At 32.9% G+C, this 22,810-nt stretch carries 21 protein-coding genes; 3 read left to right on the top strand and 18 right to left on the bottom strand.

Features of this window, described 5'->3' with window-relative positions; translation table 11 throughout:
- The 18 genes from HPY57_06870 to HPY57_06785 form a co-directional block, all read right to left on the bottom strand.
- Positions 1-942, bottom strand: a complete 942-nt coding sequence (locus HPY57_06870; protein ID NPV11494.1) for a 1-phosphofructokinase family hexose kinase — start codon at positions 940-942, stop codon at positions 1-3.
- On the bottom strand, positions 939-1,895 hold the full coding sequence (locus HPY57_06865; protein NPV11493.1) for a carbohydrate kinase family protein: 957 nt from the start codon (positions 1,893-1,895) through the stop codon (positions 939-941). Before HPY57_06865 ends, HPY57_06870 begins: the two co-directional genes overlap by 4 nt.
- A 4-nt stretch (positions 1,896-1,899) precedes the next feature.
- Positions 1,900-3,186 carry a GWxTD domain-containing protein gene (locus tag HPY57_06860; GenBank protein NPV11492.1) on the bottom strand — a complete coding sequence of 429 codons (1,287 nt, stop codon included), beginning with the start codon at positions 3,184-3,186 and terminating at the stop codon, positions 1,900-1,902.
- A complete protein-coding gene (gene rimO / locus HPY57_06855) occupies positions 3,183-4,484 on the bottom strand; it encodes a 30S ribosomal protein S12 methylthiotransferase RimO (GenBank protein ID NPV11491.1) in 1,302 nt (433 codons plus the stop codon). The genes HPY57_06860 and rimO overlap by 4 nt, the downstream gene beginning before the upstream one ends.
- Entirely contained in the window at positions 4,474-5,292 is an 819-nt protein-coding gene (locus HPY57_06850) for a phosphatidate cytidylyltransferase (protein NPV11490.1), read from the bottom strand. The genes rimO and HPY57_06850 overlap by 11 nt, the downstream gene beginning before the upstream one ends.
- Complete coding sequence (locus HPY57_06845) at positions 5,289-5,639, bottom strand: DUF2007 domain-containing protein (protein NPV11489.1); 351 nt, start codon at positions 5,637-5,639, stop codon at positions 5,289-5,291. The genes HPY57_06850 and HPY57_06845 overlap by 4 nt, the downstream gene beginning before the upstream one ends.
- The gene (locus HPY57_06840; protein NPV11488.1) at positions 5,623-6,561 is read right to left on the bottom strand and encodes a CPBP family intramembrane metalloprotease; all 939 of its coding nucleotides are present in this window, start codon (positions 6,559-6,561) and stop codon (positions 5,623-5,625) included. The genes HPY57_06845 and HPY57_06840 overlap by 17 nt, the downstream gene beginning before the upstream one ends.
- A 14-nt stretch (positions 6,562-6,575) precedes the next feature.
- A complete protein-coding gene (locus HPY57_06835; GenBank protein ID NPV11487.1) occupies positions 6,576-7,523 on the bottom strand; it encodes a hypothetical protein in 948 nt (315 codons plus the stop codon).
- Positions 7,523-8,287 carry a DUF3108 domain-containing protein gene (locus tag HPY57_06830; protein NPV11486.1) on the bottom strand — a complete coding sequence of 255 codons (765 nt, stop codon included), beginning with the start codon at positions 8,285-8,287 and terminating at the stop codon, positions 7,523-7,525. The genes HPY57_06835 and HPY57_06830 overlap by 1 nt, the downstream gene beginning before the upstream one ends.
- A 2-nt stretch (positions 8,288-8,289) precedes the next feature.
- On the bottom strand, positions 8,290-9,312 hold the full coding sequence (locus HPY57_06825) for a glycosyltransferase family 9 protein (protein NPV11485.1): 1,023 nt from the start codon (positions 9,310-9,312) through the stop codon (positions 8,290-8,292).
- An 8-nt stretch (positions 9,313-9,320) separates the two neighbouring features.
- The gene (locus HPY57_06820; GenBank protein ID NPV11484.1) at positions 9,321-9,908 is read right to left on the bottom strand and encodes a DNA-3-methyladenine glycosylase; all 588 of its coding nucleotides are present in this window, start codon (positions 9,906-9,908) and stop codon (positions 9,321-9,323) included.
- 431 nt (positions 9,909-10,339) lie between these two features.
- Positions 10,340-10,984, bottom strand: a complete 645-nt coding sequence (locus HPY57_06815; GenBank protein ID NPV11483.1) for a hypothetical protein — start codon at positions 10,982-10,984, stop codon at positions 10,340-10,342.
- Complete coding sequence (locus HPY57_06810) at positions 10,977-12,446, bottom strand: glycosyltransferase (GenBank protein NPV11482.1); 1,470 nt, start codon at positions 12,444-12,446, stop codon at positions 10,977-10,979. The genes HPY57_06815 and HPY57_06810 overlap by 8 nt, the downstream gene beginning before the upstream one ends.
- 17 nt (positions 12,447-12,463) lie before the next feature.
- Positions 12,464-12,964 carry an LptE family protein gene (locus tag HPY57_06805; protein ID NPV11481.1) on the bottom strand — a complete coding sequence of 167 codons (501 nt, stop codon included), beginning with the start codon at positions 12,962-12,964 and terminating at the stop codon, positions 12,464-12,466.
- Complete coding sequence (locus HPY57_06800) at positions 12,951-14,066, bottom strand: sigma-54-dependent Fis family transcriptional regulator (GenBank protein ID NPV11480.1); 1,116 nt, start codon at positions 14,064-14,066, stop codon at positions 12,951-12,953. Before HPY57_06800 ends, HPY57_06805 begins: the two co-directional genes overlap by 14 nt.
- A 109-nt stretch (positions 14,067-14,175) precedes the next feature.
- The gene (locus HPY57_06795) at positions 14,176-14,916 is read right to left on the bottom strand and encodes an SPOR domain-containing protein (protein NPV11479.1); all 741 of its coding nucleotides are present in this window, start codon (positions 14,914-14,916) and stop codon (positions 14,176-14,178) included.
- Positions 14,903-16,255: a tRNA (N6-isopentenyl adenosine(37)-C2)-methylthiotransferase MiaB gene (gene miaB / locus HPY57_06790; protein ID NPV11478.1), complete on the bottom strand. Its 1,353-nt coding sequence runs from the start codon at positions 16,253-16,255 to the stop codon at positions 14,903-14,905. Before miaB ends, HPY57_06795 begins: the two co-directional genes overlap by 14 nt.
- A 290-nt stretch (positions 16,256-16,545) precedes the next feature.
- On the bottom strand, positions 16,546-18,636 hold the full coding sequence (locus tag HPY57_06785; GenBank protein NPV11477.1) for a T9SS type A sorting domain-containing protein: 2,091 nt from the start codon (positions 18,634-18,636) through the stop codon (positions 16,546-16,548).
- A gap of 392 nt (positions 18,637-19,028) precedes the next feature.
- On the opposite strand from HPY57_06785, the gene surE reads away from it, so the two are divergent.
- From surE to HPY57_06770, 3 genes are read left to right on the top strand one after another with little or no spacing between them, the layout of a single operon-like run.
- The gene (gene surE / locus HPY57_06780; protein NPV11476.1) at positions 19,029-19,796 is read left to right on the top strand and encodes a 5'/3'-nucleotidase SurE; all 768 of its coding nucleotides are present in this window, start codon (positions 19,029-19,031) and stop codon (positions 19,794-19,796) included.
- A 12-nt stretch (positions 19,797-19,808) separates the two neighbouring features.
- Complete coding sequence (locus HPY57_06775; GenBank protein ID NPV11475.1) at positions 19,809-21,962, top strand: hypothetical protein; 2,154 nt, start codon at positions 19,809-19,811, stop codon at positions 21,960-21,962.
- Complete coding sequence (locus tag HPY57_06770; GenBank protein NPV11474.1) at positions 21,947-22,675, top strand: ComF family protein; 729 nt, start codon at positions 21,947-21,949, stop codon at positions 22,673-22,675. Before HPY57_06775 ends, HPY57_06770 begins: the two co-directional genes overlap by 16 nt.
- Positions 22,676-22,810 lie beyond the last annotated feature (135 nt).

The raw sequence follows: 22,810 nt of genomic DNA, 5'->3' as shown, positions 1-22,810 counted from the left end.
TCAATTCAACTTTTTCACTCTCACTTTATCTTTCAAAGCTTCTATAAGACTTTGATCTGCAGCACAAACTTCAAACATTGATGCATTTGCAGCACCGCTTGCCGTTGCCCATTTCAAAATTTCCTCGAATGGATGATTATTGTGAAGTCCATAAATGAACCCAGCCATAAAAGCATCACCGCTGCCAGTCGGATTAACCGTTTCGACTTCTGGTGGAATTACTTCATAAACAAAGCCTTGATTGATCGCAAAAAATTTTTCAGGTCCATTTGTAACAATAAAAATTTTTATTCCTTTTCGGCAGTTATTCTCCAAAAAATTCAGCAAATCATTATCTGAATTAAATTTTATGTTTAAAGATTTTTCAAGCTCTTCTCGATTTGTATGAACAATCATTGGTTTTAATTCCAAAACCTGAGGTAGATGATTGCCATAAATATCAATCAGAGTAAATTTATCATTATCAGCGGCAAAAGGAATGAGTTCAGAAAAAATTATCATTTCATCTTCTTTTGATTCAAAGTCGGGAGAACTTCCCGAAATAATCATCATTTCAGAATTTAAAATTGCTTTTTTGGTTCTCACGATCAATTCAAAAACTTCTTTTGAATTTACAACAGGATTTGGGAAGAAATAACTTTCTCTAATTTTAGAATTTTCAACAACAACAAAACCTTCTCGTGTTTCATCGGAAATTTGCTGAAAAGAATTTTTAATTTGTTCCTTGAATAAAATTGACTTTAATTTTTTGCCATTATCACCGCCAAGAAAACCAATTGCAAGATTATCGAGCTTAAAATGATTTAATTGTCGCGATACATTAATCCCTTTCCCGCCAGCATTTATTTTTACATTGTTAGCTCTATTGACCTGACCTTTGATAATTTCATCAAAGAAAAGAACTTTTTCCAGAAGTGGATTAAGTGTAATCGTTAGTATCATAAAAGAATTTTATTGATTTTCAGAATTTTATTGATTTTAAACGAATTGAATTTTGTAAGCGCCGTTGTTGAACCAACTTCGGTAGTTACAAGAGCACCAAAGTAATTGCCAAGTCTTGCAGAGTCATATAGACTCAATCCTGAAAGAAGTCCGAAAAGAAAACCTCCAGCAAATGCATCGCCGGCACCAGTTGAATCTTTTACCTCAACATCAAACGGTGGAATAAATGTCTGGAGAAAATCTTTCGAAATAAGTGAACCCTTCTTTCCTAATTTTACAACAATAATTTTCACTCCCGTTTTATGCAAAAATTCAATAGTTGTGTTTAGTTTATTCGATTTTGATAAAGCTTTAATTTCATCTTCATTGCCCATTAAAATATCGATGAAAGGCAAAGAATATTTTAAATTTTCCATCCATTTGTTTTTCACATCCCAGGCTAGATCTATGGAAGTAGTAATGTTTTTTGATTTAACTTTTTTGAGAATTTGAGCCATCGGTTTGCCGTCTAATGAAGGCAAAAGATTAACTCCACCTATGTGAAAAATTTTTGATCGATTAATTAACTGTAATTCTTTTTGACCAATTGCGATTTCTCTGCTTGCACCAACTGAATGGAAATAACTTCGCTCTTTTTTTTCATTCAAAAAAAGGAGTGAAGCAGAAGTTGGATTCTTTGATGAAATTTTGATAAGGGAGGTGTCAACTTTATTTTGCTTGAGGTAATCAAGAATAAAATTTCCGAAGAGATCGTTGCCAACAGCTCCGATCAATGAAACACTTGCACCAAGCTTTGAAAGTAAAATGGAAGGATTTGCACCACAACCACCGGTAAAGTATGGGAATTTTTCAATTTCAATTGCCTGTCCCTTTGAAGGAAAATTTCTGAAATCTGAAATGAAAATGTCAAAAACAATTGTTCCTGCAATAGTTATATCTGGATTAACAAACATAAGTTTATCGATATTTAAACCATTCAGAAAAATCTCGATTGATCAATCTGTAATCGCCAAAGCCGGTGTAATCCACAAAGATAAAACTACGATTTAGAGTGTAATATTCCCATATTTCATAAGCTGGAGTATCATAGTTGAAAGGTCTTCTTTCGACATTGTTGGGTGGACCTAAAATAATGAAGACCATTCCCATATCGCTCTTCCAACCTTCCTGATAAGTTGAGAAATGCTCATTTGCATACTCAACCCTGCCGTAATATTCATCCATTAATTCGTTCTCTTCTGTGTTTGGAGTTGGATCTTTTGATTTCCAGAACTCCATAAATTTTTCATACTTGAGTTGTTGGTCTTCAATCTTTAACAGCTCGTTTATTTTATCTCGACTTGTAATGTAAATCATCTGCTCAATTGCTTTATTTAAATCCACAATACTTCTCGGAACTCCAACCCATCTTGAAAAGATTCGTTTTGAAACTGAGTAAGTTCCTTTAACAAGACTATCAAGGGATTTTGCGGTAATCGTTAAAACGTATTCACCAATACTGAAATCTGACTTTTCCACTTTCAAAAAAATTGGTTTGCGTGAAGATGGAAGTGTGTAAGGTGTGTTGAACTCAAGAATTGCTTTGCCTTTTGAATTCGTTATTTTACAATTCATACTAAAATTCTGATCAGGTGATTGATTATAAAATTCAAAGAATACATAAAATCCACCCTCACTAAATACAATATTATTTGTAATGTTGGGGATGACTTCCTTTTTTGAATCAATCTCAGAATATTTTGTGATCAACAAGAGATCACTTAAGGCAAAAGGTTCATTAAAGGCACGGACATTCAAATCAACTGTTGCATTTGCATTTTTCTTTGATTCTTTATCCTGAACAGCAACTCTTAATTTATAATTTCCAGGATTTAGTCTAAATGATCTTGAGCTTATATTACTTCCATTTCTTGAAACAGATTCTGAGTAAGAGCCTAAAACAATTTTTTCTGTCCAGATTTTTTCCGTCACCAATCTTTCAGTTGAATCATAAACACCAGCTGTAACTTCATAATTGGCAATGTAAAAATTCCCTTCTTTCACAAAACTTAATTGCGTGTAAGGAACCTGAATGTAAAGATCTACACGAGTAAAATTTGGATCGTCACTTTTAAAGTTTAATGCATTAAAGTAAAAGAAAGGAATTAAAGTTCTCACCCCCGCTGAGTTAAAACTCTCAACCTGACCAAACAGGGAAGTTGGAAGCAAAATTAAAAAAGCGATTAAGAATTTTTTTGTTTTCATATTACCTGTCCTGCTAAGTCAAACTCAAGTGCATCATCTATTTCTACTTCGTAAAAGTTACCTGGTTCAATGCTTTTCGTCGTATTAACAAAGACGCTGTTATCAACTTCTGGTGCATCCCATTGTGACCTGCCTAAAAAGACATTTTGATCAATTTTTTCATCAATTAAAACTTTTATTCTTTTTCCGATTTTTTCAAGATTTTTTTGATGAGAAATTTCCTGTTGAATTCTCAGTATTTCCTTTTTTCTTTCTTCTTTTACTTTCTGTGGAATTGGATCACCAAGCTCGTATGCTTTTGTACTTTCTTCCTGCGAATAAGTAAAAACTCCAAGTCGATCAAATTTTACATCTTTTACAAAATCAACAAGTTCCTGAAATTCTTTTTCGCCTTCTTCAGGATAACCAACAATTAATGTTGTTCTGATAGCAACTTCGGGTATTTTATTCCTAATGAGATCAATCAATTCGTAAGTTCGTCTTTTCGAAACCCCTCTCTGCATCGATTTTAAAATCTTATCTGAAATATGCTGGAATGGAATGTCAATATATTTACAAATCTTTTCTTCCTGAGCAATTACATCTAAAATTTCTTCGGGGAATTTAGCGGGGAATGCGTAAAGCAATCTTATCCATTCTATTCCTTCAATTTTTGTTAATTCTTTCAAAAGAGCAGCCAGTTGACGCGTCCCATAAAGATCAAGTCCATAGTAAGTTGAATCTTGAGCAATTAAAATTATCTCCTTTGCACCATTTTTTGCTAAAAATTCTGCTTCGGATAAAACCTGTTCTATTGGTTTTGACTGATGTTTACCTCTAATTAAAGGAATTGCGCAGAAAGAACAAGGATTATCACACCCTTCAGATATTTTTAAGTAAGCAAAATGTTTTGGGGTTGTAATAAGTCTTTCGCCAAGCAATTCTTTTTTCAAATCCAATCCGAGTTCGCTTAAAACACCACGGTAATCTGTCACACCGAAGTATGCATCAACTTCAGGAATTTCTTCAACAAGTTCCGATTTATATCGTTCAGAAAGGCATCCCATTACAACGACTTTTTTCACTTTCCCGGATTTTTTCAAATCAACAGCTTCTAAAATTGCACGAATCGATTCTTCTTTTGCATCATTAATAAATCCGCATGTATTGATGACGATGTAATCCGCCTTTTTTGAATTTTCGATTATTTCCAATCCATTAGATTGGAATTGACGCAATAAAATTTCCGAATCGACAAGATTTTTACTACAACCGAGTGAAACTAAATTAACTTTTTTATGTCCGTTTTTAGTATGCATAGTTCAAATAAAAATAAATGAATGGTGAAACAAATAAAAGACTATCGAATCTATCCAATATTCCACCATGACCTGGAAGAATATTTGAGGAATCTTTGACGCCAACATCCCGTTTAAACATTGACTCCACAAGATCGCCAATTTGACCAATTATACCGACTGTCAATCCCATATAAACAATATCATTCCAATTTAAGAAACTTATGATTGTCAATTTACCTGCAATTAGCGTAAGCATAGCAAATACAAATCCAAAGACTGCACCTTCCACACTCTTTTTTGGACTTATTCTTTCAAACAAGCGATGTTTTCCGTAAGCAGTTCCACCAAAATAAGCTGCCGAATCACAAATCCAGATGGCAGCTAAGATTGTCATAATAATAAACGCACCTTTTGAATAATCTTGAACAAATTTTTCTCTAATGCCTATCAAAGTTGAATAAAATACAGCAATAAGAATCGCACCAGAAACTGTTACTCCGAAATTCAAAAATGCATTGTTCTCCTTTCTGGTAAGATTAAATATTGAACTAAAAACAATAAGCAAAAAAGTCAGTGGAAGAAAGTAATCAAATGTTTTAGTGTAAAAAATTATAATCACAGCAATTGAATAAAGAAAACCAAAAATGTAATCAGGCTTTGCTCCTTTGTGTTCAGATAATTTGTAAAACTCATACAATGCAAGTAAGATAATTGCTGAAACAAAAATCGTGAAATAAATTTTACCAATGTAAACAATCAGCAAAATAAGTGGAATTGCAATTACACTGACCAGAACTCTTTGAAATAAATTTGGAAATTTTGTCATTCGCTTTCCTCTTCGCCTTCTGTTTGACTTTCAAGTTTCTCAATAATTAAACGAGCATCTTCAACTTTATCTTTTGGAACAAAAACTTTTATTTCACCGAGTTCTCCTCCAAGCGGGAAAGATGAATCTTTTTGATCAAAAATCATCGCTTCAATTCCGGCGCTTTCAAGATTAGTTTTAACCATTTCGGCTTCGTAATGTTGAGGTGAAGAAAATACTTCTTCCCAATCTGAATATTTAGATTCCAACTTTTCATATTCTTCTTTGCTCACAAGCTCAACATTGCAATCACTGCAAATATTTACGCTATCTTCATATTCAGAAGCACAGTTAGGGCATATTTTCATTTTCATTCTCCTTAAATTGTAATTTTCTCTTGTCGACCTGTTTTTTCAATAATACCATTGTAAAACCAAACAAAAAAACAAGAAGTATCAATCCCAAATAAAGCGAACTTAAAGGATAATTAATTTCTGGCTTTGCCGAAATTACATCCTCGGTTCTGTACACTGCAAAAATTGTGATAGTAAAAAAGTTATTGAGGAAATGAAGAATTACTGAATAAAAAATTGAATCAGTCAGGTAAACCAAATAAGAGAAATATGCACCCAATGCAAAAAGCGGAACAATCGCAAACGGATTAAAATGAAATAAAGCAAAAAGTAAAGCAGTGATGATAATTGTCAATGTGATTGACCATCTCTTTTCAAAACTACTCTGGACAAATCCTCTGAATAAAAATTCTTCACAAAAAGCTGGAACCAATGCAACACTAATAACAATAGAAAGATAATCCCAGAAATTATCCATATAGAGAATATTAGAATAAGTTTTTTCCACCATCTCGCTTAACTTCTCAATAGCATCAAAAACGGTTTTCAATACTGGATAATTTTGTTTTACGAGATTGATGTAATAGGATTGAATGTACAGAAATATTTGCGAAGCCATTATAATAAGAACAAGTCCCAGAATGGAAAAGAGCAACTCAACTGAATAAATTTTTCTTACTCTAAAAGTATTCGTGAAATCATTATAAATCGCTTTTGCAAATAGTATGGTAAGAAAAAACATAAAAACAATTTGACTGATTGAAGTAAAAAGTCGAACCAGCCCGGCATTTTCTTTTGTTACTTCCAGTCCAACAAATTGTAGAGTAAACAATCCTCCCACAAATTGATAAAGAAAAAAAGTCACAAAAAGAACAAGAAAGGCTGCAGAGATTGGTGACATTGTGTATTGTTTGTACTCTCTATTGAACTTGATCAATTCTGCCTCCTTTATTAAGCAAAATATTTTATAAATGCGGAAAGAAATGGAATCATTAATTCATGATGACCTGTAAACATAAATCCTTTGCCGCCATCCTGAGTGGGACGCTGAACGACATTAACTCTTGGACGGTAATGCTGAATAAAATCAAAATTAGCTGTGGTGAAATTAAAAACTTTGTGTCCAAGATTTCTCGCAATTGTTAAAGCTTTCAAAAAAACTTCTGGTAAAATTACATTTGAACCAATATTAGCAACTACTCCGCCATTACCAAGTTTTGAAACGACCTCTGTCAAAATTTGAAAATCATTAAGGCTTAGCTTTCCAATGGCTGATCCATTTACATTGGGATGCTGATGAGTAATGTCGGTTCCAATTGCTGCATGAATTGTAACAGGTTTATCTAATTCATAAGCATTGTAAATAATACTTAACCTTCGATTTTTTGCTTTTTGCAATTTCATTTCAATTGCAAGAGCTTCGCCGTAACCGACATTCGAATGCTCATATTTTGTAAGAGTAGAGTTGATAAATTCGCCAGTTTCTTTTGCCATTCCGAAAGAACCATCTGTAATTCCTGCAGCCACATCTTCAGATGTTTTGCCAAAGAAAGCCAGTTCCGAATCATGAATTGCTCCAGCACTATTCATTGCAATTGCAGAGATAAAATCATTTTTCATCAAATCAATTAAGATTGGGCTTAATCCAACTTTAATAACATGAGCACCTATCATAAAAATTACTGGCTTATTTTTTTCTTTTGCTTTAACGATAAGTTTCGCAAACTCAATCAAATCATTAACTGCTAAAAATTTTGGCAATGAATTGATATAATCACCAAATGAATCCTTTTTAGGATCAAAAGTCTTTGCCAATAAACCAAGTTCAACTTTGCTTTTTCTTTGCTTTATTGAATAAGTCTTTACTTTGGAGAAGTCAGCTTTTTTATACTTTGACATTATAATTTTGCCTTAAGTGGTGATTTTAAATTTTCATAAGCTGTTAATTCACTATCAATTGAACCAATCACAACTTTTGTTTTAACTTTCACGGGCATTTTAACATCATCATCCGTCAGCCAGATTAAAATACTTCCTTCGGCTTTGAATAATCCGCCTTCTTGAACAAGTGGTTCAACAACGATGCATCGAAACTTTCCTGCTTTCACAGTTACAATTTCTTTTCCGTGATAAAGAACCTCGAGATCATAAGTTCTATCTTTATAAAAATTTTGAAGTTTAATTTTATCACCCTTCTTCATTTTGCTGAAATCGAGCGTTCGAACATAATAAAACGCTGACACAATATCGTGGACATAAGGCGGAACTGGGAAAACACCTTCAGTTGTCTTCGCAAGATTTCTTCTTTGATCAAAAAATGCACTAAAGTCTCTGCGGTAATTCCCTTCACGGATATGCTGTTCAAATCTCCATGGAAAAATTCCTTCTACATCAAGATAAGTTTCATATCTATCACGAACTTTAAAAAATGGATCAAAAGCAGGAACAGTGTTCACTTCAAATTTAATTCGATAGACTTTTCTTCCTGCTAATGATCTAATTTCTGGTATCGAAAAAGTTGCAATTCCTGCCGTAACAAAGCCGTAATTAACATCAAAAGTTAGTTTTTCCTTAACATCGAATGCTCTATTCTCAATTTTCCTAAACTCTGAAGCTTGAGGGAATAAATTTAAAATCAGTAAGAAAATCAAAAAATTAATCATAATTATTTCCACTCTGTTTTAGTGATAATTTTATAAACTTCTTTGAAGACTTTTTCTACTGAAATTGAATCCATACAATTTAAATTCATGCATTGCTCCTGAGTGCATTCTGAACATTCAATTTCTGGTTCAAATATAATTCTTTTTTTAGTAATAGGACCCCATCTCACCTGTGATGCAACTTTAATTTTTGGATAGAAAGAAATTACCCAGCATCCTGCAATTGCTGCAAGATGAGTGGGACCCGTTGAATTACCAATGTAAATATCGACAAGTGAAAACAAATTGAATAATTCTACAAGATTTAATTCTCCTGCAAGATTGTAAACTCTATAATCAAAATCTAAGAATAATTCATAAAGAAAGAGGAAATCTTTATTGGTTCCAGTTAAAATAATTTCTGCTTCTGTATTGGCTTTAATCATTCGGGCAAGCTGCTTAAAGTTAAGGTAATTCCAATCAACTGCAGATCCACCACTTGAAATATGCATTACCATCAATGGTTTTGTAAGGTCAATTCCAAACCTTCGGAGTTTTCGTCTGACTTTCTGCTGCCATTCAAATTCAGGAACCAAGCCAAATTTAATATCATCAAGATTATCAGAATTTGGAATTCCAATTGGCTCAATTAAATCAAGATTATAAAGTGCTTCGTGTTTTTTGCTCTCTTTTCGGTGATGAGCAACTCTTTTATTAAATAAAAACGAATAAGCTCTGAATTTAGTACCAATACGATATTTAATTCCTGCAAAATAAACCAGCAAAGCATTTCTCAATGTAGGACGAGCAACAATTGCATAATCTATTTTTTTTCTTCTTAATATTTCTGCCAGATCAAAAAAACTTGTCTTATCTGAAGCAATCACTTCATCAACAAAAATTGATTTAGCAATAATTGGTGCCGTATATGAACTCGCAAGAAAGTAAACAATACTTTCCGGAAATTTCTCTTTTAATTTTGCTGCTACTGGCAAAGTAAGTAGAGAGTCACCGAGTTTATCTGTTCTGACAATTAAAAATTTCATTGTCTGTTCTACTTCTTAGAGACAAATTTGTTTTCCTTAATATAAAACCTTAAAGGAAGGTCTTTTGATTTTTCAATTCCAATTCTCTTAGATACAACTATTTCAAAATTTTCTTTATTGAATGGTTCTGCAATAAAAATTTCATTTGATGATTTTAAATCCACACCATTTAGTCTCTTATCGATATTTAATGCCTGGCAGAGTTTAGCAGGACCGTTTGTCAAAATATTGAGATCTTCTTTCTTTCTGAATTTCTTCATTAAATCAATTCCTTCTATTGGTTCAATTGCTCGAATTAAAACAGCAGAGCCTTTACCCTTTTCACCTGTTACAACATTAAAGCAATAGTGCATTCCATAAGTGAAATAAACATAAGCAAGTCCCGCTTCACCAAACATTACTTTATTTCTCTCAGTCATTCCAACAGCGGAATGGGAAGCAAGATCATTTTCATCAAGATATGCTTCAGTTTCTACAATTTTACCGGATAATATTTTTCCTTTGATAACTCTAACTAAAATTTTACCCAATAATTTTTTAGCAACTTTTTCGGTTGGTCCTTTGAAGAAATCAGGATTGACGCGTTGATAATTCATCCGTAATCGTACAATATTTTTCAAAATTTAGTGAATTAAGATGATTTTCTAGTGAAAAATTTACTAATGATTCTTTACACTTTGAATTACATTTTGAAATGTGAAAGCCTGCTGTTTCACATTAAGCTTAAACAACTCTCTGATTTGAATTCCAATTTCTACTTTAATAAATAGTCTCAAATTTTTACTAAAAAGATTTTTGAAACTTGAAATATTTTTTCTTGCTTTTTTTGAAATTAAAAACAGCACCAGCCTAAATGAAATAGATTTATCAGCACTAATTATTGAAATAAAATTTTTAAGTCATCATCAAAGATGATAGAAATATACAGCTTTATTCAATTAAAATTTTGTTTATCGTAAACCAAAATTCGATCAAATAGTTATTAAAAGAAGCTCGTTTATTGAATTTAAATCTACTGAAATGACTTTTAAGTTAATTTTTGTTTAATCCAATTTAGCTGTTGCTCGTAATAATCTCTTCGGGTTGGATTTTTGAGAATAAGTTTTTGTAAGACATTGTAAGCCTTGTCATATAAACCTTGATTAACTAAAATGTGATACATCGTTTCGGTTACAATTTCTGGTGTTTCATCTGGTGGCTGATATTGCTTATTAAAATTTGGGTCAGCTTTAATTATAAGTGATTCGGCATTTTCGAATTTTTCAATTATTGATTCAATTTCATTCTTGGTCACGGATTTCCTCTTACGGATAAGTGGTTCTGAAATTACATCACTACCTTCCCCCTTCATCCTTTTACGAAAATCTTTGTGTTCTATTTTATCAATTAATGCTTTTGCAGCGGGACAAGAAGGGGAGAGCTTTAGAACTTTTTTCAAATTTTCGAGAGCTTCTTTGTCCCTTCCTTTTTGGAGTAAAATTTTAGCATATACAATGTACGCAGTTGAATAAAGTTTGTGCTTCTTCAATCCATTCTCAATTACAATTAAAGCTTCATTAATTAGTCCCTTCTGAAAAAGTAAATCCGCATATCTCGCAAATAAAGGAGAATCAGGATTATCTTTCATCAAGTTGCGAATTCTATCCAAAGTAAGTTCTTTAGAATTACTCATATTTACTATCAAGTGCATGTTTGATTGACATTACGGCAATCACACCATAACCTAAAAAGTACATTGATAAGAAAGGAATTGCTGTGATCTCAGTATAATAAGCAGCTAAACCTATACCAAATAATGCCCATAAAGCAAAAACTAATTCTAAAATTATCATCGGGCTGATTTTTGTGACAGCGTATTTTTTCTTCTTTGGATGTGGATTATCTTTATCTGTTTCTATTCTAAATTTTGGTGTACGGACAAATTCACTTTTTTTGTTCAAAAGTCCTTCGATAACTGCTTTTGTATTATTAAGTGCAAAGCCCATACTTCCTGCCATAAAGACAGGGAAAAGATAAATTCTTCTTTTCCAATCGGGATAAATATCTTTCTGAGAATACATATACATCAAAAATGAACTTATAAATGCAAGAGTGAAAATCGACATAAAAGCAAAGTACTCATCATAATTACCAGTATTTTTCACATAGACAAGTGGAACAGCAAGCAATCCAGCAATCACAATTAGAGGGAAAACAATATTCATTGTTAAATGAAAAGTTGAATACAATTTTAATTTAAGCGGAATACTTGATTTCCAGACAAGTGGAAGAATTTTCTTTGCTGTTTCGATTGCGCCCTTCGTCCATCTAAATTGTTGATTTTTTAAAGCATTAATTTCAATTGGCAATTCTGAAGGTGAAGTGAAATCATTTATGAAAATAAATTTCCAGCCTCTTAATTGAGCACGATAACTTAAGTCAAGATCTTCAGTTAATGTATCGGGCTGCCAGTTACCGGCATCAATGATACAAGCCTTTCGCCAGATCCCAGCTGTTCCATTAAAGTTAATGAAAAATCCAGCTTTGTTTCTAACCTGTTGTTCCATCACAAAATGTCCATCAAGAGCTAATGCCTGAGCCCGAGTAAGAAGTGAATATTCATCGTTCAAATGTTCCCATCGAGTTTGGACCATTCCAACTTTTGGATCTGTGAAATAATGAATTGTTCGATTCAAAAATTCAGGATTAGGAATGAAATCAGCATCAAAAATTGCAACATACTCAGCGTCGGTCATTTCCAGTCCTTCCTTTAAAGCACCAGCTTTATAACCAATTCTATTATCCCGGTGGTGGTAAATTATATTGAAGCCCTCTTTCTTTTTTTCTTCAACAATTTTTTTCAAAACCTCTTGCGTCTCATCAGTAGAATCATCGAGAACCTGAATTTCCATTTTCTCTTTTGGGTAATTCATTTTACAAACAGCTTCAATCAACCTGTCTACAACAAGAGCTTCATTATAAGTTGGAAGCTGAATGCAAACCTTTGGAAGTTCTTCGAATTTCCCTTTAGGTTCAAATTTTACATTCCCGAATTTATTGTAGAGATAAACCAGAAAGAAACCATGCATTCCATAAAAGAACAAAATGGAAAGCGTTATTAAGTATGCTGTTAGTATTATATCTTCAATTGCCAATTTTGACCTCTCTTATTTTACCAATCTGATACTGTTGAAATTAAAATATCTTCAGTTAAGTTTTCTATTGCTTTTTGAATAGCCTGCTGTTTTGCAAAAATTCCACCTTCAGCTGAGTAATCAGCATATTGAGAAAAATTTCGTTCCCAGTATTGTTTTTTGCTCCGTTGATCAGAAAAGCGAACTTTGACCTGAACCAATACTCTACGCGAATTTACCTGCTCATTTCCAGCAATTACAAAAGGCTCATCTCTAACAGAGAGAATTACCCCTTCAAGAATTGTATCAGAATATTTCCGATCAACAACTTGAAGTGAATTATCCTGAATAAATTTTTGTATTAATAAGTTTGTAAGATTTTCACGCAAACCTGCTTCGGTGTATCCGCTTAAATCGTCAAAGACAGGAATTGCGATAGTTTTCATATCCGAAGGTATAGACGAACCAGTAAATGAATACGAACATCCAAAGAGAATTAAACTCAACAGAAAATAGCTTATTAAATTACTCGTTTTCATTCAATTGAAGTTCTTTTAATTTTCGATATAGTGTTCTAAGACTGATTCCAAGAAGTTCAGCTGCTTTCTTTTTATCAAAGTTAGTTCTAATTAATGCATTTTTGATAGATTCTTTTTCGAGATCTTTCATTGGAATTAACGGCAAATGCTCCGAAACGGGAATTTCCTCTTCAACTTTTTGCTGACGATTGATGAGGATGTCTTTAATTTCCATCAAATCTTTTTTGATTTCAAATAATGCACGGTATATAAATTCGCGATCCGCAGCATCACTTGGTTTATTTAGAAAAACAGGAAGGTTACGATCTTTATCATCATATTTGATTGGAATTAAGTATTTCTCAAAATCTTCGATTCTCAGAATTCCAGTTTTATTTAAAGCAGCCGCTGATTCAACCGCATTTTTTAATTCACGAACATTTCCAGGCCAGGAGTATTCCATCAAATAATCATAAGTCTCCGGCGCTACTTCAAGTTTTGGAATTTTATTTCTCTCGCAAAAATCTTCTAAAAACTTATCAACCAAAATTGGAATATCTTCTTTTCTTTTTCTTAATGGTGGAATTTCTATCATTACAGTTCTTAAACGATAATATAAATCCTCGCGGAATCTTTTTTTTGCAACTTCGAGGGCTAGGTCTTTATTTGTTGCGGTTATAAATCTTACATCAACTTTAATGACAGTTTCGGCACCGAGGCGAAGAATCTCTTTTGTCTCTAAAACTCTTAAAAATTTAACCTGAAGCGAAAGTGGAAGCTCTCCTATTTCATCAAGAAAGAGAGTTCCTCCATCAGCAAGTTCAAAGTAACCTTTCCTTGAATCAACTGCACCAGTAAAAGCTCCTCTTTGATGACCAAATAATTCACTTTCAATTAAACCTTCGGGTATTGCGCCGCAATTAACACTAAGCATTTTTTTATTTGCTCTTGGACTCAATCCGTGAATTGCACGAGCTACAAGTTCTTTCCCCACTCCGCTCTCACCCTGAATTAAAACAGTAATATCAGTCGGCGCTACTTGATGGATAACTTCAACCATCTCTTTCATTATTTGAGAGCGATAACAAATCCCAAATTTCTTTTGAAATTCCCTGTGATCAATCATAAATATAATTCAAAATAAAAAGACTGAAAGGCTAACAAAATTAAGTAATTGCATTCTAATTTTCTTGTAGATTAAGGAGTGAAATGTTCTCGTTCCTGGGGTTATTTTATTGTAATGAAACAATAATTCCATCCACTTTGTATTGATTTTTCAATGTTTGGAGTGCATTTCGTGCTTCCGTCTCGGTGGCGTAGCTTCCGACCATAACGATGAAAAATTTTCTCCCGTTTGTTTCTTTCTCAGAAATTTTAGTGGGGTATTTTTGAAATTGAGATGCAAATCTTACTGCATTAGAGTAAGTAGAAAAAGCTCCAACCTGAATTGAGAAATTAGAATTAGAGATCGGTTGAGTTTGTTCTGATTGACTTATGTTACGGGATGTATCGTTTAAAATTTTTTGTTCAAAATTTTGCTGTACTTGAAGCCTTGATTGAGATAAATTCTTTCTCTGCAAATAATTTAAATATTCAGACTCTGGGAATGATTCCTTCAACATTCTTGCATACTTATCGGACTCACTAAATTCTGCACGTGCATAATAATACTGATAAAGTTTAAATAAAGCATCGTCTTTCAAATCGGAAACATCTGAAGAAAAAACAATTTCTTTATAAAGCTTGGCGGCTTCATCACCATTTTCGTTCAGTAAAGCTCTGAGATATTTTACTTCAAGTGAATTGGGATTATCTTTTTCGAGACTTACTAAAATTATATTTGCTTTTTCTGTTTCTCCTCTTTCAATATCCTGAATGACTTTCTTCAAATCGAGTGATTGAGCAAATAAAAAATTTACAGATATAAAAAGATAAATCAGGAATTTTATAATCAATTGATTAATTCTTTTCATAAGAAGAAAACTCAGCAAACTTTTTTTCAATCTTCTCGGCTTTACTGGCAAATAGGGTTGCTGAATTGGCTCTGGTAATAGTAGCTAAGCAGTAATCTCCGATATTTAATCCATCTTTTGGAAGGATAACGATTTTATTTGTATCGGTTCGTCCCATATAAAAATCTTTTGATTTCTTGCTGAAGTCTTCAACAAGCACTTCAACAGTTTTTCCAATTAATGTCTGATTAATCTCATAAGATATTTTTTGCTGAAGTTCAATTATTTCATTTAAACGACGAGTTTTTACTTCATCAGGTACATCATCACCCATTTCATAAGCTTTGGTTCTTTCTCTTGCTGAGTATTTGAACATAAACGCACCATCGTATCGAACTTCACGTAATATATCTAATGTCATTTTATGATCTTCTTCTGTTTCAGTTGGAAATCCAGCGATGATATCTGTAGAGAAACTAACACCTGGAATAACCTTTCGAGCTTTTTCAATTCTTTCGAGGTAATGCTCAACTGTGTAGGTTCTATTCATTAACTTTAGAATTCTATTTGAACCCGATTGAATTGGCAAATGAATGTAATTACAAATGTTTTCGTGTTCAGCAATTGTATAAATTAGTTTATCAGAAAAATCTTGAGGATGTGAAGTAGTAAATCTAACTCTCATCGTAGGGTCAACTTTAGCAACTGCAGCAAGTAAATCAGCAAAATCATAATTGCCGTCACGGTAAGAGTTAACATTTTGTCCGAGTAAATTAACTTCTTTAAATCCTCTTTCACTTAAAGCTTTAACTTCATTTACAATACTTTGAAGTGGTCGGCTTCTTTCTCTGCCTCTTGTGAATGGGACAACACAAAAAGTACAAAACTTATCGCAGCCACGCATCACAGCAATCCAGGCAGAAATTCCATCTTCGCGGTATGGTTCAATATCATCATAAGTTTCTGTTTTGCTCAATCTGACAGCAATTCCTTTTTCACCAATCAAAGCGTTATCAATTAATTCTGGTACACGACGATATTCATCAGGGCCAACTATAAGGTCAACTATTTTTTCTTCTTCAATTAATTTTGAACGTAGCCTCTCAGCCATACATCCTAAAATACCGACGACAAGGTTTGGTTTGTGTTTTTTAATTGCACGAAAAGCACCAAGTCTTCCATAAATTCTTTCTTCAGCGTGTTCCCTTATTGCACAGGTATTGATTAGAACAACATCCGCCTGTTCAGCATCACTGGTAAGTTCATAACCATTTCTTTTCAGAACACCCTGAACTATTTCTGTATCAGCCAGGTTCATCTGACAGCCATAAGTCTCAATATAAATCTTCTGTTTATTCATCTTTCACTTTTTCCTGAGATTTATTAGAGGGAAAATTTATTAACTATTGGCAAATTTAATTGATTAAGAGAATGTATACAATTAACTAAAAATTACCAACCAATTAAATTCAAAACATAAAAGTTGGTTTCAAAATTTTTGTTCATTATGGAAAAATACTTTTCATTAAAAAATAACTGATTTTCGATAAGGATTTGATTGAACTCTAACTAAATGAATACCTTTCAAAGAAATTTAAAATAAAAAGTCCCGCACAAAGGCGGGACTTAGTAACTTGACCTCCCCACAGCTTACTTCAACAGAACCATTTTCTTTGTTGACTGGAATGATGGTGTTTCTAATCTGTAGAGATATACACCACTGGATACTTTCTGACCACGGTTGTCATCACCATTCCAGGTAACTTTGTAAGTTCCTGGAGTTAAATTATCATCAACTAAAACTTTCACAAGTTTTCCAATGGAGTTATAAATTGAAATTCTAACTTTTTCTGTCTTTGGTATTGCGAATTTAATTTCAGTCGATGGGTTGAATGGGTTCGGATAATTCTGACTTAAGTCAAAGGTTGTTGGAATGTTATTATCAACGACTTCGACACCAGTCAGAATTGCAATAGATTTTCTCAAAACATCAATTGTGAATTTGGTATTGTGCATTCCAAGGCTGCCATCGCCATCAATCAATCTATAATTGAAATAAGCTTTTCTCATATTCAAATCATTTGCATCTCGAATCATCTGCCAGCTGATAGAATCAATTCCAACTGGTGGTAAAGCAATTCTCAGATTTTTCATTAATCCTAAAACTTCATTTCTGATACTTTCGATATTTCCATCCCCATCAAAATCAGCAGCAGCGATGAAATCATCAAAGCTTTGGATTTGTGGTCCATGACATGTTTGGCATGCTTTAACATGCTCATAATTATTTTCTTCATCACGTAATTTCCAGCTATGTCCACCAACTCGATCGCGAGTGACCGTACCGGTATCAGTTGTGGCTGCCATATGACATCCAACACATCCATCTTGAACAACATATTTATGAGATGAGCTAATAAATCCAGTTCCAAAGTCTGCTGCATTTGTACCCAAGAAAACATCACCCTGAGTTGAATAATGTGGACCCCAGTGTTGAGAAGTAACATTGGTAAGAACATAAGTTGCAGCATTTCTTCTTGCAATATGACAACTCATACAAAGCTTACCTTTACCACCGAGAGTAATTTGCTGACCGTTTGCAAGTGTATCTGCACCTGCAGGAATTTTTCTTAAACTATATTCTTGATCATTACCATGAGGATCATGACAAGTTGGGCAACCAATTTTTACTTGTTGTGCCTCAATCATTCCTTTTGTATCGGTTGGTTGTCCTTTTGTGAAGTTTACAAATCCTCGACCATCATGGCAACGGATACAGTTATTAAGATTATTGCTCATATAATCTGAACCAGAACTCTGAGCAAATGAATTTGACCAAATTGCTTCAGAGTGTCCAGAATATTCCCATTGAGCATATCTGTTATGTCTCCACGGTTCATCATGGCATTGACCGCAAGCACCAGAGTTATATGAAATTGCAACTTTTTCTTTGCTTCCACCCATTGTGTGCTCACTTCCAGCGCCATGACAATTTTCACAACCAATTGTTGCAAATTGGACCAGGGCTGGATACTTTGTTTTTAATGAATCCCAGTTACCTGGTTTTGCTGGTTTCCAGTTATTCCAATCCCAGCCTAATTGAGCAGCAACATCATCAAAACCATTGTTATTTGCTGCTAAATCATGATTGTATCCGACTGTATGGCATTTAAAACAGCTGCTTGAATAATAGGCGGGATTTCCGTCAATGCCAATTTTAAATCTTAAAGCATGTCCTGAATTTTTCCAGCGATTAAAGATTTCTGTGAATTTAGGCATCGCACCATGACAGGACATACAATTTGGATATTGAGCCGGAACACCATCGAAATTACCGACGCCAACATATCTTGCAGCATAAATTGTAATTGTTGTATCGTCGGTTCCTGAGGCAGTTGTAATGGTGAGTTTTACATTGTATGCACCTGTTTTATCTGCCAGGAAATAAGCCCAGCTATTATCTGAATACGGATATGTAAATGCTGCAGTTGAACCACTTGGTTTTGATGTAAACTCCCATACTGCAGATGTTATAGGCTCAGTATTTCCAATGTTCTGAGCCGAAAGATAAACATAGGTCTCAGCTCCAACTACTGGTAAACCACTTGAAACAGATTGAGTTGGGAAGCCAAGTTTATGAAGTCTTTCGGGAGTGACTGGTTCTATTTTAATATTTGCTCTTTGAGCAAATAATCCAGTCACAAATGAAATCAAGAACAAAATTGTAAAGAGTTTTTTCATAACTTCTCTCCTCAGTTTTTTTTGTTATTAACTCAAAAATTATTCCATTCATCAAATATTTTAATGTTCGAAAAATGATTAAAATTTTAACATTCTCAACAATCGATTCTCAATCTTGAAATATTGAGCTATTTATTTTTGCAATTTTGACCAAGAACAAATCATAATAACTCATAGGAATTGATGTTTAAAAAAGTTGATATTTATAAATCTATATTGCGGGTTATGTTTCTTAAAGATTTTGATGCCTGTCAAGTTGAAAGAAATGGTCATTACTTTTATAAAATTCTCCGGTAGTGACAGAGAATTATTAAAAAAATTTTTATGGATCTAGAAAGGCTTATTACCAATACCTCTATGAAAAATTTCAAATTAAAAGTTAAATTGTCATTATGGAAAAAAAATTTAGAATATTAGTCTCCAATGATGATGGAATTTATTCCGAAGGCATAATTGCTCTTCGAGAAGCAATGCTCGAACTGGGTGAAGTCTTCGTTTATGCACCGCACAAACAACAAAGTGCAGTTGGGCATGCAATCACCACTCACCTGCCCCTTAGAGTTAATCCCTATTATATGAATGGTGAATTTTTTGGTTATGCTGTAACAGGAACTCCAGCCGACTGCGTCAAACTCGCCGTTACAACTCATATGAAAGTTAAACCCGATCTAATCGTTTCTGGAATTAATCATGGCTCCAATGCGGCGATAAATGTAATTTATAGCGGAACAGTCTCCGCTGCAACCGAAGGGACAATTCTTGGAATTCCATCGATCGCATTTAGTCTAACTACATATGTTGATTTTGATTTTACATATTCCAAGAAAATTGCAAAAATTATTGCTCAAGCAGTTTTAAAGTATGGTCTTCCACCAGGCGTTTTGTTGAATGTTAACATTCCACCAGTTCCAGAAGATAAAATTAAAGGGATCAAGATTACCAAACAGGGGAAATCAAGATGGAATGATTATTTCGAAAAAAGGGTCGACCCACAACAACGGGAATATTATTGGTTAACCGGTACAATGGATAATATTGAAGATGATGAAGAATCAGATATTCGAGCAATTCAAGAAAATTATGTCTCTGTTACACCAATTCAATTTGACTTAACTGCCTATGATTTTCTGGAAAAATTAAAACAATGGGAATTTAAATAATTAAGTTCAACAATGAGTGTATTCTTACTCAAAATTAACCTTATTCTAAGCTATTCTATAATCCTTCTTCTGGTTATAGTTTTACTAATTCTTGGATGGACATATTTTTATTATAAAAAAACAATCCCCGAATTACCTACAAAGTATAAAACTCTATTGTTCTTTTTGAGAGTTATTGTTTTAATTTCTATTGTTCTTTCAACTGGAGAGCTTGCAATTGAAGCAATTACCACCAGAGTGCAAAAGCCTGTAACTGCAATTTTTGTTGACAATTCTAAAAGTCTTCAGAATGATAGAAATCTCGTTTTAGAAAAACTTCCAGTCATTATTCAGAAAGTGAAAAATTCAAATCAAGAAATTGAACTTTTCTCTTTTGGCGATAATGTAAATCAAATTTCTGCTGATTCACTAAATAGTTTCGATTTTAATGGTCACTTAACAAATATTTCAAAAGCATTAAACGAAGCAATCAAAAATAAATCAGAAAGAAATTATCAGAATTTAATTTTGATTACAGATGGGATTTATAATTCAGGTGAAAATCCACTTTATCAGACAGAAAAACTCGAAATACCAATGATTATTCTGGGTGTAGGTGATCCAAAACCAAAAAATGATATTTCAATTGATGATATCATAACCAATGATTTAATTTATGCTCAAAATCAAACACCTGTAAGAGTTAATATCAAATCAAATGGTTTTGAAAACAAACAAGCAACCATTTCTTTTTTTGAAGACAAAAAATTGATCGACAAAAAAACTTTTACAATTTCAGGTAATTATCAGGAACTTGATTTTATATACATTCCAGAAACCGAAGGAGAAAAAAAATTAAGCTTTTCAATTTCACCAATTCAGGGAGAATTCACTGAAAAAAATAATTTTGCGTCAAAATACATCAAAGTGCTCAGTAATAAAATAAAAGTCTTAACTATTGCGGGTAAACCTTCATACGATTTAAGCTTCATTAATCAGGTCGTTAAATCTAATAAAGATTTTCAACTCGAAACATTAATTGAAAAACCTGATGGTGATTTTTATCCACTCTTTCGAAATGAAAGATTTCTTGATTCAGCAAATGTGATTTTCTTTATCGGATTCCCTTCTCCAATCAATTCAGAAAGATTCGTTAAAAAAGTCCTTGCAAAAATTGAAAGGGACAACACTCCAATTTTTATTCTTGTTAATCCCGATGTTGATTTTAATCGTTTAGCTTTGTTCAAAAATTTTATTCCATTCGATTGGCGTTCTGCTTTTGGAACTGCATCTCAAGTTTTTATTGATGTTCCAGAAGAAAAGAGCAAAAATGAAATTCTGAATATTGCCTTATCTAATTCAGCTGATGTATGGAATTCACTTCCACCAATTTTTAGAGTTGATCGGGAATTTATTGCCAAGCCCGAGTCAGAAATTCTTGCATTCTTTAAAATTCAAAATACAAGAATAAACCAACCGTTAATTATTTCACGAAATTTAAACAAACATAGAAGCATTGCCTTTATTGGATTTAATATCTGGCGTCTCAAATTATTAAATGCAATGAAAGAAGAAGAATCAATATACTTCGATAAATTTATTAATAATTCAATCAAATGGTTAACATCAAAAGAGATGGAGAAAAATCTAAAAGTCAGACTTTCCAAAAAGATTTTTGATATCAATGAGAAAATAAATTTTGTTGCTCAGTTTTATAATGACGCAAATCAACCTATAGATGATGCTCAAATTACACTCGACATATTTGAAAAAGGCTCAAAAGTATCCACTACTCTTTTCAAGCCACTTGGAAATGGTATTTACTCAACTGAATTTGAAAATTTCAACAAAGGGGATTTCGAATTCATTGCGTCAACTGAATTTGCGGGAAAAAGATTTTCTGATAATGGAAGATTTTCTGTCACGGAGACCGAGCTTGAGTTTCGTGATCTAACAATGAGAGAAGACTTATTAAAAAGAATGGCTGCAATCACTAATGGAGCTTATGTTCACATTTCAAATTCAGATGAATTTATTCAAAATTTGAATAATTATTTGATCAAAAGAGAAAAATCGAAAGAATTTCGAAATGCATTTTACGCGTGGAATTCAAGTTATCTATTGCTGACAATTATCTTTTTATTATCCCTCGAATGGTTTTTGAGAAAAAGATGGGGCTTGTTGTAACATTAAAAAATTTTTACCTCGACTGGCTCGATTTTCTGTTCCCAAATTTCTGCGTACTCTGCAATCAAAAAATCAACCGAACATTATTTTCTATTTGTGAAAATTGTCTTGATCAAATTGAACTCTCAAATGATTATGATTTAAATGAATTCTTCCATTTTAACCTTTTCAAATCAGGTATAATCTCAAACTACTATGCAAAATATGAATTTGTGAAAGATGGGAAATTTCAAACAGCAGTTCATTATTTGAAATATAATCGCAAACCTAAAATTGGGATTCAACTGGGCATTGAGCTTGGTAAGGATTTGTTGAAACAGAACTGGTTTAAGGAAATTGATTTAATTATTCCCGTACCAATTCATCGAATAAAAAAAATGAGTCGTGGTTATAATCAATCTGATTTCATTTCAAAAGGAATTTCTCTTGTTACAGGAAAAACCTTTGATAATAGATCATTAAAAAGAACACGAAACACTCCGACTCAAACACATCTCCATCTTCAAGAAAGAATTGAAAATGTTAAAGGTGCCTTTAAGGTAATCGATGTAAATAAAATTAAAGACAGAACGCTCCTCATCGTTGACGATGTTTGCACAACTGGTTCAACAGTGAATGAAGTTGCATTGACTCTATTAAATGCTGGAGCGAAAAAAATAAATCTTGCTACCTTAGCTTTTGTAAAAGAAAAAGATTTCAGCTTGAGAGTCTAAAACACAAAGAATATTTAGTTCATACTCAAACTGCCTATTAAATGATAATTCAATCAAAATTTAAATAAAAAACTTTCCCGAGCTTTAATATTAAATTTTTCGAGATTGTATAAAACAAAAAAGCCCCGACATAAC

The organism is Ignavibacteria bacterium (genome assembly GCA_013177855.1).
Lineage (GTDB): Bacteria > Bacteroidota > Ignavibacteria > Ch128b > Ch128b > Ch128b.
The sequence above is the reverse complement of the archived record's forward strand: the minus strand, read 5'-3'. Positions and strand labels throughout refer to the sequence as shown.